General features: G+C 39.1%; 16 protein-coding genes. All 16 read right to left on the bottom strand.

The window, feature by feature from the left end; all coding sequences use genetic code 11:
• A partial coding sequence (locus B2R82_RS05030) for a cadherin-like beta sandwich domain-containing protein (protein ID WP_286923837.1) occupies positions 1 to 1,163 on the bottom strand: 1,163 nt, incomplete at its 3' end.
• Between the two features lie 385 nt (positions 1,164 to 1,548).
• A complete protein-coding gene (ylqF, locus tag B2R82_RS05035) occupies positions 1,549 to 2,424 on the bottom strand; it encodes a ribosome biogenesis GTPase YlqF (protein WP_286923838.1) in 876 nt (291 codons plus the stop codon).
• A 55-nt stretch (positions 2,425 to 2,479) separates the two neighbouring features.
• Entirely contained in the window at positions 2,480 to 3,043 is a 564-nt protein-coding gene (lepB, locus tag B2R82_RS05040; RefSeq protein ID WP_283871142.1) for a signal peptidase I, read from the bottom strand.
• A gap of 106 nt (positions 3,044 to 3,149) precedes the next feature.
• On the bottom strand, positions 3,150 to 3,494 hold the full coding sequence (rplS, locus tag B2R82_RS05045) for a 50S ribosomal protein L19 (protein WP_054770625.1): 345 nt from the start codon (positions 3,492 to 3,494) through the stop codon (positions 3,150 to 3,152).
• Positions 3,495 to 3,610: 116 nt separating this feature from the next.
• Entirely contained in the window at positions 3,611 to 4,348 is a 738-nt protein-coding gene (gene trmD, locus B2R82_RS05050) for a tRNA (guanosine(37)-N1)-methyltransferase TrmD (protein ID WP_286923856.1), read from the bottom strand.
• Positions 4,348 to 4,863 (bottom strand): ribosome maturation factor RimM, encoded by a 516-nt coding sequence (rimM, locus tag B2R82_RS05055; RefSeq protein ID WP_286923839.1) that lies wholly within the window; start codon positions 4,861 to 4,863, stop codon positions 4,348 to 4,350. The genes trmD and rimM overlap by 1 nt, the downstream gene beginning before the upstream one ends.
• Positions 4,864 to 5,464: 601 nt before the next feature.
• Positions 5,465 to 5,698 carry a KH domain-containing protein gene (locus tag B2R82_RS05060; RefSeq protein ID WP_004269410.1) on the bottom strand — a complete coding sequence of 78 codons (234 nt, stop codon included), beginning with the start codon at positions 5,696 to 5,698 and terminating at the stop codon, positions 5,465 to 5,467.
• A gap of 15 nt (positions 5,699 to 5,713) precedes the next feature.
• Positions 5,714 to 5,986, bottom strand: a complete 273-nt coding sequence (gene rpsP / locus B2R82_RS05065) for a 30S ribosomal protein S16 (protein WP_004269411.1) — start codon at positions 5,984 to 5,986, stop codon at positions 5,714 to 5,716.
• Positions 5,987 to 6,080: 94 nt separating this feature from the next.
• Complete coding sequence (gene ffh, locus B2R82_RS05070) at positions 6,081 to 7,439, bottom strand: signal recognition particle protein (protein ID WP_283871140.1); 1,359 nt, start codon at positions 7,437 to 7,439, stop codon at positions 6,081 to 6,083.
• A gap of 12 nt (positions 7,440 to 7,451) precedes the next feature.
• A complete protein-coding gene (locus B2R82_RS05075; RefSeq protein WP_286923842.1) occupies positions 7,452 to 7,787 on the bottom strand; it encodes a putative DNA-binding protein in 336 nt (111 codons plus the stop codon).
• Between the two features lie 351 nt (positions 7,788 to 8,138).
• The gene (ftsY, locus tag B2R82_RS05080; protein WP_286923843.1) at positions 8,139 to 9,377 is read right to left on the bottom strand and encodes a signal recognition particle-docking protein FtsY; all 1,239 of its coding nucleotides are present in this window, start codon (positions 9,375 to 9,377) and stop codon (positions 8,139 to 8,141) included.
• Positions 9,374 to 12,955 (bottom strand): chromosome segregation protein SMC, encoded by a 3,582-nt coding sequence (gene smc / locus B2R82_RS05085; RefSeq protein WP_286923844.1) that lies wholly within the window; start codon positions 12,953 to 12,955, stop codon positions 9,374 to 9,376. The genes ftsY and smc overlap by 4 nt, the downstream gene beginning before the upstream one ends.
• Before the next feature lie 3 nt (positions 12,956 to 12,958).
• The gene (gene rnc, locus B2R82_RS05090; RefSeq protein WP_283871136.1) at positions 12,959 to 13,723 is read right to left on the bottom strand and encodes a ribonuclease III; all 765 of its coding nucleotides are present in this window, start codon (positions 13,721 to 13,723) and stop codon (positions 12,959 to 12,961) included.
• Positions 13,724 to 14,035: 312 nt separating this feature from the next.
• On the bottom strand, positions 14,036 to 14,272 hold the full coding sequence (gene acpP, locus B2R82_RS05095; protein ID WP_008181678.1) for an acyl carrier protein: 237 nt from the start codon (positions 14,270 to 14,272) through the stop codon (positions 14,036 to 14,038).
• A gap of 57 nt (positions 14,273 to 14,329) precedes the next feature.
• Positions 14,330 to 15,076, bottom strand: a complete 747-nt coding sequence (gene fabG / locus B2R82_RS05100) for a 3-oxoacyl-[acyl-carrier-protein] reductase (protein ID WP_286923845.1) — start codon at positions 15,074 to 15,076, stop codon at positions 14,330 to 14,332.
• Positions 15,069 to 16,022, bottom strand: a complete 954-nt coding sequence (fabD, locus tag B2R82_RS05105) for an ACP S-malonyltransferase (protein WP_286923846.1) — start codon at positions 16,020 to 16,022, stop codon at positions 15,069 to 15,071. The genes fabG and fabD overlap by 8 nt, the downstream gene beginning before the upstream one ends.
• Between the last annotated feature and the right edge of the window lie 60 nt (positions 16,023 to 16,082).

A 16,082-nucleotide genomic window follows, 5' to 3' on the forward strand; every position in this document is an offset into this window, starting at 1 on the left:
TCGATTGTTGGCGTGGCGGCATTTGTCAGCTTTAACCACTTTGCCAAAAATGTTACATTGGCATTTTCCATTATAAAAATATCGTTTTCTTTATAATTCGGATTAGCGTCATCTGATGTTAGAGACCACCCTTCAAATCTATGTCCATCCTTCACTAAGCCTCCCGTGTTTCCTTTTACGTATACGGATGCTCCTTGTTCATAGCTACCATTATCCATTGGTACACTTCCGCCTGTATTTCCGTTGCCGTTATAGCTTACTGTGTACTTTGGTGCTGCTCGCACGGCTGTTATTGTATATGTCTTTGTTGCACCGTTTTCCGCTGTCACTTCTATCGTAATTCCGTTGTTCCCTACATTTAAGAAGGTTGGTAATATCGGCTGTCCGGCTAGAAGCTTTATTCCATTTACTTTCACCGTAGCCCCAAAATCTGCTATTGTTGGATTTATGATTAGCTGACTCACTGTATTATCCACGTTCAAAGTATAACTCGTTGTATCAGAATTAAATGCAGGGGATAGCGTAACTGGAGAGAAATCAGCTAATACGCCCAATCCTATTAGATCTGCATTACTAGAGACTGGGCTTGTTTGCAATATAAGTTCGGGACGCAATGTTTGGTTGGAGAAATTACGTGAATAATACGTAAACATTACCCCAGGTATATATTCCTCACCTCTTAGAACGAATGTTGCAATTTTGTCAGATTGACTTCTCACAAAGCTTGTGACATCAAAACTCTGCCAGGTATTTGCATGGAGAATTGGAAGTTTATCATATATAAGTGGATCATCAGGATGCAATAGAATTTTTGCATACCAAGGTTCCCAATCATCAATAATTGAACCATAGAGGGATACATAAGAACCATGATATGGTTGCACACTTTGAATATAAATACGAAGGGTTGCATTCCTAATCGGATCCTGAACCTCAGTAAAATCGAATTTAATGGCAGATTGCTGTATGCCAAATTGAAAATCGTTGTCATATCCAACATAGTTCTCAGGCAAGTCTGTATACCGCCCAGAATTATCCCATGTTCCGTCCTCGACTGGTGTTTTCGTGACTATTGTTTCAGCCCTTACCTGATACGTATAGACCAATTGTAGAATAAGAAAAAACGATACAGAATATAAAATAATTCTAGTTATTGCTTTCATAGAACACCTTCTCTTAAAATTATGATTAAATAATTGAATCAACATCATTCAACACCCAGAGCCATAAAATGCACTCCATTTGCTGTTGTATTAGCGATGAGCTACCTGTCTTCATTTTCTGGTAAGCCTCGAATATGGCTTGCATTAGCAATACAATAATTGCGAAAATACTAGTGTTTACTTAGTTTTTGGATGTGCTTCATTTTTCTCCTTTCATCTGATTTTCACTGAATTTTTTTCCTTGCTGATAGATTATAAAGACGGAAGGTTAAAATAAGGTTAAAAAAATTAGATTTTGTGTGAAAAACAAAAAAACATTTTAAAAAAAAGTAAAAACGGCTAGCGAGATTATTATTTTCTCGACAGCCGTTTTTTATTTTTATCTTTATTCAGTTAATGCCTCTTTTTCCAGTTGCTCATCAACAAAATCAAATGTTAGTTTGCCTACTTGTAAGCCACGAATATCACGTACGATTAATTGAGCTACTTGGTCATAATCAATTTCGCCGCCTTGTCCAAAGACACGACGAAGCTTGCCGATATGATCGAAGGTTTCCACTAAATCCTTATGGAGAAACTCAAAGCCATAGCGCTCCTCCATACGCTTTGGATAGTGAATAGATAAAAAGCGCAACCCATAAACAGCTAAGTCTTCCATATTTGTTATGGTATCTTTTATAGCACCGGTTAATGCCAATTTATAGCCTACTTCCTGATCTTCGAATTTTGGCCATAAAATACCTGGCGTATCAAGTAATTCAAGCTCCTTCCCAACTTTTATCCATTGCTGGGCCTTTGTTACCCCCGGCGTATTTCCTGTTTTCGCAATATTTTTTTTAGCTAGGCGATTGATTAGTGTTGATTTTCCTACGTTCGGAATACCGACAATCATCGCACGGATTGCTCTAGGCTTCATCCCACGCGCTTTCATACGCTCGAATTTTTCTTTTAAAATTTCTTGCGCTGCTTTCGTTACCAATTGTAAGCCTTTGCTTTCAAGAGAATTGATGGCCACTGCCTTATGACCACGCTGTGCAAAATAATCTACCCACTTCCGTGTTTCCTGCTCATCAGCCATATCTGATTTATTTAAGATAAGAAGACGCGGCTTTTGATTGATTACTTCGTCTATCATTGGATTCCGTGAGGATAATGGTAAACGTGCATCAATTAATTCGAATATAATATCCACAAGCTTTAATTTTTCTGTTACTTCTCTTCGGGCCTTTGCCATATGCCCTGGAAACCATTGTATAGTCATATCTATACCTCCTAAACTAAAAGAAAAAGGGAGTGTAAGTTCTCCCTTTCTTGCATTACTTTACAATTTTTATATCACTAAACGGCCAGAAAATTAGACTTGTATTCCCAATAATCTCTTTCTGATCAACAAGTCCAATATGACGACTATCCTTACTGTATCGACGATTATCTCCCATTACAAACACATAGCCTTCTGGAATTTCCTCAAGGTTTACACCAATATCTTTTAATGAAAAATCTTCTGTTAATGTACCTTCAGTAATCTGTGACTTGTAGGCATCTAAATAGGGCTCATCGATTGGTTCACCATTTATATATAATTGATCATTTTTATATTCTAATGTCTCTCCTGGTAGCCCAATAACACGTTTAATATAGTTTTTCTTCTCTGGAGCATGGAACACTACTATATCAAAGCGTTTCGGCTCTCCTATTTTATAGCCAATTTTGTTCACAATCATACGGTCGCCATTTTCAAGGGTTGGCATCATAGACTCACCATCTACTGCAATCGGTGTAAATAAAAAATAACGAATAATTGCTGCGATCGCAAATGCAATTAGAAGTGCCTTCGTCCATTCCCATAATTCATTCTTTTCCTTCACTTTTTTTTCCATCGAGATTTGCCCCCTTGTCTATCCTCATTTTAGATGATAGCTATTTAAGATGACAAGCAAAAAGAAAAGGAGCTTGCAATACAAGCCCCTCACTTTTAAGCCATAATTATCGAATTTCTTTAATACGAGCAGCTTTACCACGTAGGTTACGTAGGTAGTAAAGTTTAGCACGACGTACTTTACCACGACGTACAACTTCTAAGTTAGCGATTTTTGGTGTGTGTACAGGGAAAGTACGTTCAACACCTACACCATAAGAAATTTTACGAACAGTGAAAGTTTCGCTAATACCGCCACCACGACGTTTAATAACTACACCTTCGTATACTTGGATACGTTCACGAGTACCCTCTACTACTTTCACGTGTACTTTAACAGTATCACCAGGACGGAAAGCTGGTAGATCAGTGCGAAGCTGAGCTTTTGTAATTTCTGCAATAATGTTTGACATTGTTTTCTCTCCTTAGACAGATGCTCTTGCACGCAATCTATGCCACAGCGGAACACCGTAATTCAGTACTTCACATAGAAGTACAGATTAGATGTTATCACAAATATAAACAGCAATCAAGCATCTTTATGGTTGTTTTTAAGTTTTTCTATATACACTTTTTGTTTATCTGTTAATGGATAGTTTTCTAGTAAATCTGGGCGACGCTCCAAGGTTCTTTTGAGTGACTGCTCTTCACGCCACTGCTCAATTTTTGCGTGATTCCCTGATAGTAAAACATCAGGTACCTTCATTCCGCGAAAATCAGCTGGTCGCGTATAATGAGGATGCTCTAAAAGACCTGTGGAAAATGAATCCTGTATATGGGACTCCTCCTGCCCCAAAACGCCAGGTAGTAATCGTACAACACTATCAATAACCGTCATAGCTCCTAGCTCTCCACCGGTTAAAACGAAATCTCCAATAGAAATCTCGTCTGTGACAAGATGTTGCCGGATGCGTTCATCATAGCCTTCGTAATGACCACATAAAAAAACAAGCTCCTTTTCCTGTGTTAGCTCTTCAGCCTTTCTTTGAGTAAAGCGTTCTCCTTGTGGACACATTAAGATGATTCGGGGATTTTTCCCAGCTGTAATTGTCTCAACAGCGCTAAACATTGGCTCAGGCTTTAATACCATACCTGCACCACCGCCATAGGGATAATCATCCACTTGATTATGCTTGTTACCTGAAAACGTTCGAATGTCAGTAACTTCTAGCTGAACAGCGCCTTTTTCCTGCGCCTTCTTCAATATGGAGGCACCAAAAACGCCTGTAAACATATCAGGAAACAGACTTAATACATGAATGTTCATCATAGTAGACCATCCATTACATGAATGACAATTCTTTTGTCATCAACATTAATTTCCTTGACGATGTCTTCGATATATGGAATGTAATGCTCTTTTTTAGCACCCTTTACCACCCATACATCATTGGCACCTGTTTGAAGAATATCAGACACTACACCAATCTTTTCTCCTTCTTCAGAAACAATCTCACAGCCAATAATCTCATGAAAGAAAAATTCGTTTTCCTGTAATAAATCATCTGTCATTTGGTCCTTCGTTACTTTTAACAGACCTTCTTTAAAAGGCTCCACCATATTAATATTGTCCATGCCTTCAAACGTTAATAAAATAAAATTTTTATGACGACGCACGGATTCAATTGTTACCCAAGTTGGTTTTTTATCATCTTTTTTAAATGCTGCAAGTCTATTCCCTACTGCAAATCGTTCTTCTTCAAAATCTGTTGTTGATAAAACTCGCACCTCGCCACGAATTCCGTGCGTATTGACTATACGTCCTACATTAAACCATTCCACAAATTTCACCTCATATCAATTTCGCCTTGGCGTAATTGCGTCCGGATTTTGAATTGTGCACACACAATTCATTCCTTTGAAAATCCGTGACATCTGCCAGGGGCTTTATCTTCATTCAGTAGGTGTTTGGATACCCACTGAAAAGGAACCAAAACTGCATTCATTTCACTACCTGTAGAGGTGGGAGTCTTCTGATGAATGAAGATAAAAAATGTTAAAACATGCTGCCTCCTTCAAGCTACTTGCTAATCAGAGTTTAAAAGTAACCATTCTCTCACTTTCCTCTAAAAAGCAGCTGAACATTTTGGAGAAGATGTTTTAGCTTAAGTATCTCAATGTTATTATGCTCAATTATCTCTCAATATAATTGCTTTAAGTTTTACCGATGAGGCACAAGGAAGCAGTATCATATAAATGCTTTTCCGCTCACACTTTAATGATGAAAGATAAAAAAAGGAAGGAACCGGCAAGCTCCCTCCTCCATAGTCCAGATTTTACGCTCCAGGCTCAAGACCACTCCGAATTCCTAAATGCATGTAAACATACCAATCAGGATTTTCCTGTGCTTGTCGCGTGTAAAAGAGCGTGAACATCTTTTCTATCAATCCAATATATCGACGTAGGTCTTTTTTTGATGGTGACTACCTGCCGCTGAATAAACAATTGTACGAATCGCTTTCGCTACTCGCCCTTGTTTGCCTATGACTTTCCCTCGATCCTCTGGATGAACAAAAAGTTTATAAACAATTCGATTTGCATTTTCATCCGTCTCAATACGAACTTCTTCTGGATAATCGACTAACGGTAAAACGATTGCTTCAATCAGCTGCTTCAAAAACGTCGCCCCCGATTATTTACTGAATTTTTGGTTATGGAATTTTTCCATGATTCCTTGTTCTGAGAACAGGTTACGTACTGTATCTGATGGTTTTGCACCGTCAGCTAACCATTTAAGAGCTTTCTCTTCATCGATGTTTACAGTAGCTGGTTGAGTTAGTGGGTTGTAAGTACCAACTGTTTCGATTTGACGACCGTCACGTGGTGAGCGAGCATCTGCAACTACAATACGATAGAAAGGAGATTTTTTAGCTCCCATACGTTTTAAGCGAATTTTAACTGCCATTTTAATAGCACCTCCGAATAAGTTTCACACAAGATAGTATATTATCAATGTTTAGGTTGTTTGTAAAGTGTTTTTTCTTAACACCTAAAAATTATTATTTAAACAATGAATCAAAGCCTGGTAATTTCATTTTTTTCTTACCTTTACCACTTGCCATTCCAGTCATTTGCTTCATCATTTTTTTCATTTCATCAAATTGCTTTAATAGACGGTTCACCTCTTGAATAGACGTTCCAGAGCCTTTTGCAATACGCTTTTTACGGCTACCATTAATGATTTCTGGATTCGTCTTTTCTGCCGTTGTCATCGAATAAATAATCGCTTCTACACGGCCCATTTGCTTATCATCTACTTTAACATTGTCTAAGCCTTTAATTTTGTTCGCACCAGGTAGCATTTTCAAAATTTCATCAAGAGGCCCCATTTTCTTCACTTGCTGTAATTGTTCAACAAAATCATCAAATGTAAATGTTTGGGATTTAAATTTTTCCTCTAATTCTTTGGCCTTTGCTTCGTCAACATTAGCCTGAGCCTTTTCAATAAGCGATAGAACATCACCCATTCCTAAAATACGAGACGCCATTCGTTCTGGATGGAAAGGTTCCAGTGCATCCATTTTTTCGCCCATACCAACAAATTTAATTGGTTTCTGTGTAACGGAACGAATTGATAATGCTGCACCACCACGTGTATCCCCATCAAGCTTTGTTAAAACAACTCCGGTAATACCAATTGCTTCATTAAAGCTTTCTGCTACGTTTACAGCATCCTGACCCGTCATAGCATCCACAACTAGGAATACTTCATCTGGCTCCTTTAACGCACGTATATCTTTTAATTCCTGCATTAAATCTTCGTCGATATGCAAGCGGCCCGCTGTATCGATAATAACGACATCATGATGCTCTTCTTTTGCCAGCTCAATTGCCTGACGTGCAATTTCTACAGGAGAAACATCAGTGCCTAATGCAAATACAGGAAGAGATAACTGTTTACCTAATGTTTGTAATTGCTGAACAGCCGCTGGGCGATAAACATCCGCTGCTACTAGTAGTGGCTTACGGTTATATTTTTTACGTAACACATTCGCCAGTTTACCTGTAGTTGTCGTTTTCCCCGCACCCTGTAAGCCAACCATCATAATAACAGTTGGTGGCTTTGTATTAAATTTAATGGGGCTTTGCTCACCACCCATTAATTCCGTTAATTCGTCCTGTACGATTTTAATTACTTGCTGGCCAGGTGTAAGGCTTTGCATAACATCTACACCAACCGCACGTTCACTAACCTTTTTCACGAATTCTTTGACTACTTTTAAGTTAACATCCGCCTCGATTAAAGCAAATCGGACTTCACGCATCATTTCTTTAACGTCTTGTTCCGATACCTTACCTTTACCTTTAATCTTTTGGATCGTTCCTTGGAGTCGTTCCGCTAATCCTTCAAAAGCCATTGCTTTCGCCTCCTAATCCCATTCTTTCAACTGCTCAATAAGCGCTAGCTGTTCTTCAGCCGTCATGTTTTGTTCTGTAATTCCTGCTGTTAGCTGCGCAAGCATTTGTGTACGTTTTTGAAATTTGTCTAATAAACAAAGTTTTTCTTCATATTCTTCAAGCATCGCTTCAGTTCGACGAATATTATCATAAACAGCCTGACGTGAAACTCCGTATGATTCAGCGATTTCACCAAGTGAGTGATCATCTAAATAATATAGTTCCATATAACTACGTTGCTTATCTGTTAATAGTGCTTGATAAAAGTCGAAGAGAAAGTTCATGCGTGTTGTTTTTTCAAGTAGCATCGAATGTTTCTCCTCCCGTCCTTAGTCATTTGTATCATAACGAAAAGCGCCCGTCTGTGTCAAGGTAATTCCCTTGTCTAAAAGCTTTCATTAACTGCTTTCAGGCGTCTTTCACCTATAGCAAGCATTTCTCTTTTAAACAATGAAATGTCCATTTTACAGACGAGCTTTTTACTTAACTAAATTATGCCCCAGCGTATATGCTTCCAGAATAATCGAAATCGATCAAAAAGTCCCGCTTCAGTAAATATTCTTAAGGGAGTTTTCCTGATTCAGCAGGCGTTTTTACCTCACTTGAGTAGGAAAAAATCGCATTCATCTCGCTATTTATAGAGGGGGGCGTAATCAAGATTAATCCTCGTTATTTTGTAATTCTTTATCTAATCCCTCGGCAAATAAACCATAGACATAGCGTTCTGCATCAAATGGCTGAAGGTCATCCATCTTCTCACCAAGTCCTACAAACTTAACTGGAATGTGTAATTTATTTCGAATTGCTAGGACAATACCACCTTTTGCTGTACCATCAAGCTTTGTTAAAACGATTCCTGTAACATTTGTCGCTTCCTTAAACGTTTGTGCCTGCACAAGTGCATTTTGACCAGTAGTTGCATCTAAAGCCAATAGAACCTCATGAGGTGCATTTGGTATTTCACGTGAAATGACACGATGTACTTTTTCAAGCTCATTCATTAAATTGACTTTGTTTTGTAAACGTCCAGCAGTATCACAAATTAATACATCTGCTTTGCGATTTTTCGCTGCACGAATAGCATCATACATCACTGCAGCTGGGTCAGAACCCTCAGATTGTTTAATGACCTCACAGCCGACTCGATCGCCCCATACTTGTAATTGATCGATGGCTCCAGCACGGAACGTATCGCCCGCAGCCAAAACAACCGTTTTGCCCTGAGATTTCAAACGATGAGCAAGCTTACCAATTGTTGTAGTTTTCCCAACACCGTTGACCCCAACAAATAGAATCACTGTTAGTTCACCATCAGGCTGCATGTTTACATCAATTAAATCCTCTTCGCCCTGCTCATAAATTTCAACAAGCTTCTCAGAAATCACTGCTTGGATACCATTTGTGTCTTTAATATTTTTTCGTTGAACCTCAAAACGTAATTTGTCCATTAGCTCCATAACTGTTTCAAAGCCAACGTCAGCCTGTAATAATAAATCTTCTAGTTCTTCAAAGAAATCCTCATCCACTTTTCGATAACGTGCCACTAAATCGTTTACTTTTGAAGTAAAGGAATTTCTCGTTTTTTCCAGACCAGCTTTAAATTTTTGCGTAATGGACCATGCAGAAGGCTTTTTCTCCTCCATATTCGCAACCTCGTGCACTTCATGTTGCACCGGTTCTTCCATTAATTCGGGAAGTTCTGTTTCAATAGGACCCTCCGCCTTTGGAGTCTCAGTTGCTAAGTCGATTTCCTCAACAGTTGCTTCAATAAGAGCGGGCTCCTCGGCATCCTCAAGCTTCTCGGCAGTCTCATCCTCATTTTCATTAACTTCTACAACTTTTTCTTCTTCTGCTGGATTACCCATCAGCTTATCTTTTAAACGTTTAAAAAAACTCATGCTTGTTCGCTCCTTTGCTCCGCAAGTACGGGTTCATCTTCTAATTTTACTGATACAAGTTTCGAGACACCAGACTCCTGCATTGTAATACCATACAATACATCAGCTCCCTCCATCGTTCCTTTACGATGTGTGATGACAATGAATTGTGTGTCATGGCTAAATTTTTTCAAGTATTGACTATACCGAACTACATTTGCCTCGTCTAACGCAGCCTCTACTTCATCCAGAATACAGAATGGTACAGGTCTTATATTTAAGATGGAGAATAATAATGCGATGGCAGTAAGCGCACGCTCACCACCAGAAAGTAAACTTAGATTCTGTAATTTTTTCCCTGGAGGCTGAGCCACAATTTCAATACCTGTTTCAAGTAAGTTTTGAGGCTCCAATAATACTAAATCTGCTTGCCCACCACCAAATAATTCACGGAATACACGCTTAAATTGTTCACGAATAGCATAAAACGTTTCGCTAAATCGCAACGTCATCTCCTCATCCATTTCTTTAATGGCTTCATGCAATGTTTCCTGAGCAGCAAGTAGATCCTCACGTTGCTCTGTCAAGAATGAATGACGTTCTAGTACTCTATCATATTCTTCAATCGCACTCAAATTAACAGGACCAAGCTCTTCAATCGATTTTTTCAATAGCTTCACTCTACGTCGCATATGCTCTTCATCGCTAATTTCTATCGCAATCTCCTCAGCCTCCTCAAGGATTAGCTGATAGTTTTCCTCTAGCTGCTCATTAAAACTTTTCATTTCAAATTCTAAGCGACTCTGCTTTAGCTCATTTGCACGTATTGCTTCAAGGTAACCTTTATGTATACGTTGCAATTCTTTAAGCTGTTCCTCTAAAGCAGCGAGTTGCTGCTGTTGTGCTATTTTCTCATCCTTTTTCTGAGAAATCGTATTGTGTAACGAATCTCTTCTCTCTTTCCAAGTAGCAACCTGTTCCTCAACTTCTTCATCACTTAAAAGCTTTGTCGACTCATCTGATTGCAACCAGATTATTTCCTGAGAAATACTGTCCATCTTTTGCTGAGCTTTGTTTAATTGTAAAGCTATTTCTGCAGTAGCAATTTGTACTTGTGACATTTGCTCCTGCATAACTGCTAATTGGGAGCGTTTTTCTGCTAATTGTTCACGCAGTACATCTTTCTCCGTTTCGCTCTGCAGTTTTATTTTATTTAGGTGCTCAACCGTACCATTAATCTCTAATAGCTCTGTTGCAAGGGCTGTTAAACGATTTGTAGCCACTTCCCGTTGAGCTAATAATGTTTGCTCGCGTGTCTTAACATCTTGTGTCTCATTTGAAGCATAGGATACACGTGCTGATAAACTTTTCTCAACGACCTCAAGCTCACGAATACGACTTGCCTGTTGTAATTCATCCTTTCGAAGCTGTTCGCCTTCCAGCTTCAATTGCTCTACTTGATCTCGCAATGTTGCTAGTCTTACTTTTTCTGCTGAAACAGCCTGTTCAGCACTAAAAATAGATGCTTCCAACGCTTCTAATTTGACAATTAGCCCATCTAATTCAGCCTTTCTTGTAAAGAGCGAAGATTGTTGCTTCGTTGCACCACCAGTCAATGAACCACCTGCATTAACAATATCACCATCAAGAGTCACAACACGATAGCGGAAGCCACATAAACGTGCAATTTGACTCGCACCCTCCAAGCTTGATGCAACAATTACATTGCCTAGAAGATTCTCAACAATTGTTCGAGTATCCTCATGGAAAGTCACAAGTCCATCCGCCATTTGTACAAAGGCGGGGTGCTCTATTGCCAAATGAATAGTAGATAGATTGATTTTTCGTGACTTCATAACTGTCTTTGGTAAAAATGTCGCTCGACCAGCTCTTTTTTGCTTCAACCATTGTATAGCCTGCTGAGCATGACGCTCATCCGTTGTCACGATATGCTGAGAAGCTGCGCCTAAGGCTGTTTCAATCGCTTGTGAGTATTTTCCGTCTACTTGAATTAACTCAGCGACAGCCCCCTCAATACCTACTAGCTCCCCTTTATCTCGCGCTAGCAATACTTCCTTGACACCTTGGAAGAAACCTGAAAAGTCTGCTTCAAGCTCTGCTAATGTGTCCTTTCTAGCCTTAAGCTGCTGTTGGTGCTGATAAGCTTTATAAAGCATATCCTGCTTCTCATTAAAAGATGCATTGACTTTTTTTAGATCCATTTGCAATGATTCGTAATGTTCAAGCTTTCCTTGCAAATCCTTTGTTGTGGTGTTGTGAGCCACAGCTAGCTTTTCTTTTTCTGCAATAATTTGCGCAAGCTCTTGTCCGATTTCATCTGTTTGGTCCGACATACGTGCTGCCATCGCTTTTTGCTGTGCCAATTGCTGATCAATATTCTTTAATTCATTTTTAATGGTTGCTTCTTCATTTAAGGAGTCAATATAGCGATTCTTTTGCTCTTCAATCTCTTGCTCAATTTCAGTAACAGAGCGATTTAATGATTGTTCCAGTTGCTTGATGCTTTGTTTTAACACCTGTACGTCTAGCTGCTTCTCTGTAAATAGCTCTTTTTTTTCAGCTTCCTGTAAAATCAGAGCCTCTACCTCAGTCTTTGCTTCCTGTAAAGAAGTATTCAATTGTAGCAATTGATTGGAAGCATTTTGGCGCTTCTCTGCCATTAGTGCCTTTCGACCATCCCAGCGTTCAACTTCCATTGTCGCATTCACAAAGTCAGCTTGAATAGTATCTAAATAGTCATCTAGCTCCTTTAACAGTTTACGAATACCTGCTGTTTGTTTTTCGACGGCAGCGATGGAATGTGCTTGTTTTTGCTCAGTCTCAGATAGCTCTGTGAACTCAGCTTCCAGAGCATGCAAAGATTGTGCACAATTTTTTAAATCGTGCACAAGAATGGCGATATCAAAATCTTTTAGCTCTGTAGACATTTGCACATAATCTCTTGCACTGGATGCCTGAATTTCAAGCGGTTCAAGTCGGCTATCTAATTCATGTAATATATCTAACACGCGATATAAATTTTCATCTGTTTCAATAAGTTTATGCTCTGCTTTTTTCTTTCTCAGTTTGTACTTTAATACGCCAGCTGCCTCTTCGAAAATTGAACGACGGTCATCGGGTCTGCTATTTAAAATCTCATCAACACGGCCTTGCGAAATAATTGAAAATGCCTCTTTCCCAAGACCTGAATCCATAAACAAGTCCGTAATATCCTTCAGGCGACACTGCTGGTTATTTAATAAATATTCACTATCACCTGAACGGTATACGCGTCTTGTTACGCTGACCTCTGTATATGAAAAAGCAAGTTGTTCATCTGAATTATCTAAAACTAATGTTACCTCCGCAAAATTTAGTGGCTTTCGAGAATCACTGCCAGCAAAAATAACATCCTCCATCTTAGATCCACGTAACGACTTTGCCGATTGCTCCCCAAGTACCCAACGAATGGCATCAGTGACATTACTTTTCCCACTGCCATTTGGTCCGACAACTGCTGTCACACCAGGTACAAAATCAATTCCAATGCGCTCCGCAAAAGATTTAAAGCCAATCACTTCGAGTCGTTTTAGGAACATCTATTAAGCCTCCTCTTTCGCAGTTTGCTCACGCATTGTTCGCATTGCACATTGCGCAGCTTGCTGCTCGGCTTCTTTTTTCGATTTCCCTCGACCAATACCAAGCTCCTGTCCATTCAATAGAACACTTGATACAAAGGTACGGTTATGTGCAGGACCCTTTTCATCAATAATTTCGTAATGAAGTAATCCATTATTCGTTTGTTGTACCATTTCCTGCAATTGACTTTTAAAATCCATCACATGCGAAAAAGCACCGATTTCTACTTTTGGGAACACGATACGTTCTAAAAATGACACGACCGTTTGCAAATCTTGATCTAAATAAAGAGCACCTACAAATGACTCAAAAACATCAGCAAGTAGCGCCGGGCGTTCCCGTCCACCTGTCAATTCTTCACCTTTTCCGAGTAATACGAAGCGACCAAAACCTAATTCATTTGCAAAAATAACAAGAGATGGCTCACATACAATAGATGCTCGTAGCTTCGTTAACTCGCCCTCGCTCATATTAGGATATTTTTCAAAGAGGTATTTAGAAACAGACAGTTCAAGTACTGCATCTCCTAAAAATTCAAGACGCTCATTATCCGTAAATAATTTACGGCGATGCTCATTCACATAAGATGAATGCGTGAATGCTTGATACAATAAATTTTTATTAATAAATGTGATATTCAATTCATGCTGTAGCAGTTCGAATTGATTGCGTACTTTTTCAGGAAGTACGCCAGATTTCTGCATAGTTCCTTTTCTTTTCATAGCCATTGAACAATCTGCCTTCCTAATAGTTTCTACCGTCTTAGTGTACCTTTTTCAAGGCGTTTATGCAAAATTATTTCGGCTGAAATACAATGTTTTGGAAGTTTTTTTGCAAATTATTTTCCAAAATAAAAAAAGGGACATCCATAGTTCAAAAAATGAACCATTTCGTACCCTTTTAAATACACTTTACAATGTAAATTTGCTCTTTTAACGAAAAAAGAGTAGTAATAATTTCTGCCAGAGGCTTTAACTTTATTTAACCAGTCTTACCGTTTATGACAAAACCTAGCAAGGTGTTAAATAAAGTTAAAAAAATTAGTTTATTTTACTTTCAATGTATGAAATAGCAGAACCTACTGTTGAGATTTTTTCAGCATCTTCATCAGAAATTTCCATATCAAACTCGTCTTCAAGCTCCATTACAAGTTCAACTACGTCTAATGAGTCAGCACCTAAATCATCACGGAAAGAAGCTTCAAGCGTTACTTCGCTTTCTTCAACACCTAAACGGTCCACGATTACTTTTGTTACACGTTCTAATACTGTAGACAAATCATTCACCTCCCCTCAAATATTATACAAAAAAACATTATTATTGACTAATTGAAATTACATCACCATGCCGCCATCTATATGCAATGTCTGACCCGTCATATAATTTGCATCATCTGAAGCTAGAAAAGCTACTGCCTTTGCAATATCCTCTGGCAGCCCAAGTTTTGCCAGTGGAATTTGAGTAAGCATTCCCTGCTTTAATTCTTCTGGTAATTGATCAGTCATTTCTGTTTCGATAAATCCTGGTGCAATCGCGTTTACTAAAATATTTCGTGAGGCTAATTCTTTTGCTGTTGTTTTTGTTAATCCAATTACACCAGCTTTGGCAGCTACATAGTTTGCCTGTCCAGCATTACCAGCTACCCCAACGATAGAGGAAATATTAATAATGCGTCCTGCACGCTGCTTCATCATTTGACGTGTTACAGCTTTGGTGCAAAGGAAAACACCTTTAAGATTTGTATTTAACACATCATCCCATTCATCTTCCTTCATACGCATTAATAAGTTATCACGTGTGATTCCTGCATTATTCACTAAAATATCAAGTGAACCAAATGTCTTCACCGCTGTATCTATTAATGCTGTAACTTCCTCTGATTGTGATACACTCGCTTGTACGGCAATAGCCTCTCCGCCATTTTCTTGAATTCTTGCGACTACCTCTTCTGCTTTTGCCTGGGAGCCACTATAATTAACGACAACTTTAGCTCCTTCATCAGCAAGCTTTAATGCAATAGCACGCCCGATTCCACGTGATGCACCTGTTACAACAGCTACCTTTCCCTCTAATTTACGCATTAATTGTCCACTCCTTTGCCGCTTCTATCACTGCCTCTAAAGATGCCTCATCATAAACACAATAAGTTGCGACAGAGCGATCGATTTTTTTCACTAGACCACTTAATACTTTGCCTGGACCACACTCAATAAAAACATCAACACCTTGTGCAATCATTTCGCGTACAGAAGCTTCCCACTGCACAGCACTATAAACTTGTTCTATTAATTCTTGTTGAATAGCAGAAACATCCACTAACTCTTTTGCCATGACATTACCGATTACCGGAATCTGTGGATCTGATAATGATATAGCTGCTAATGTTGCTGCTAATTTATCAGAGGATGGACGCATAAGCTCTGAATGGAACGGACCACTAACAACTAAAGGAATTGCTCGTTTGGCACCTGCTTCCTTCGCAGCTACAGAAGCCTTTTCTACGCCTTCCTTTGTACCTGAAATAACAATTTGTCCTGGACAGTTAACATTCGCTACCTGAACCGGATTCCCTGCTTTCGATATTTTTTCAGTTACCTCATGCAGTGCCTCAAGCTCCAGCCCAAGAATAGCTGCCATTGCCCCTTGTCCAGCAGGTACAGCTTCATTCATATAAAGGCCACGCTTATGTACAACAGCAACTGCATCCTCAAACGATAACACACCTGCTATAACTAGTGCCCCATATTCTCCAAGTGAATGTCCAGCAGCGAAATTTGGTGTAATTCCTGCTGCCTGTAATCTTTCTGCAACCATTACACCAGTTGTTAATAGAGCTGGTTGTGCATGATAAGTCAATGTTAACTCCTCAGCAGGCCCCTCTAACATAAGCTTCGATAAGTCAAAGCCAAGTGATTGATCTGCACGATTATAAAAAGCCTTGCTGTCTGCTGAATTTTCAACAAACTCCTGCCCCATACCTACTGTCTGTGAGCCTTGCCCAGGAAAAATAAATGCTATTTTCGTCATTCTTCGTTAACCCCTTTTTAATCAATTATACCTCGGCAAAATTGCGTCCAGAATCGGCTT

Source organism: Lysinibacillus sp. UBA6686 (assembly GCF_002455205.1).
GTDB lineage: Bacteria > Bacillota > Bacilli > Bacillales_A > Planococcaceae > Lysinibacillus > Lysinibacillus pakistanensis.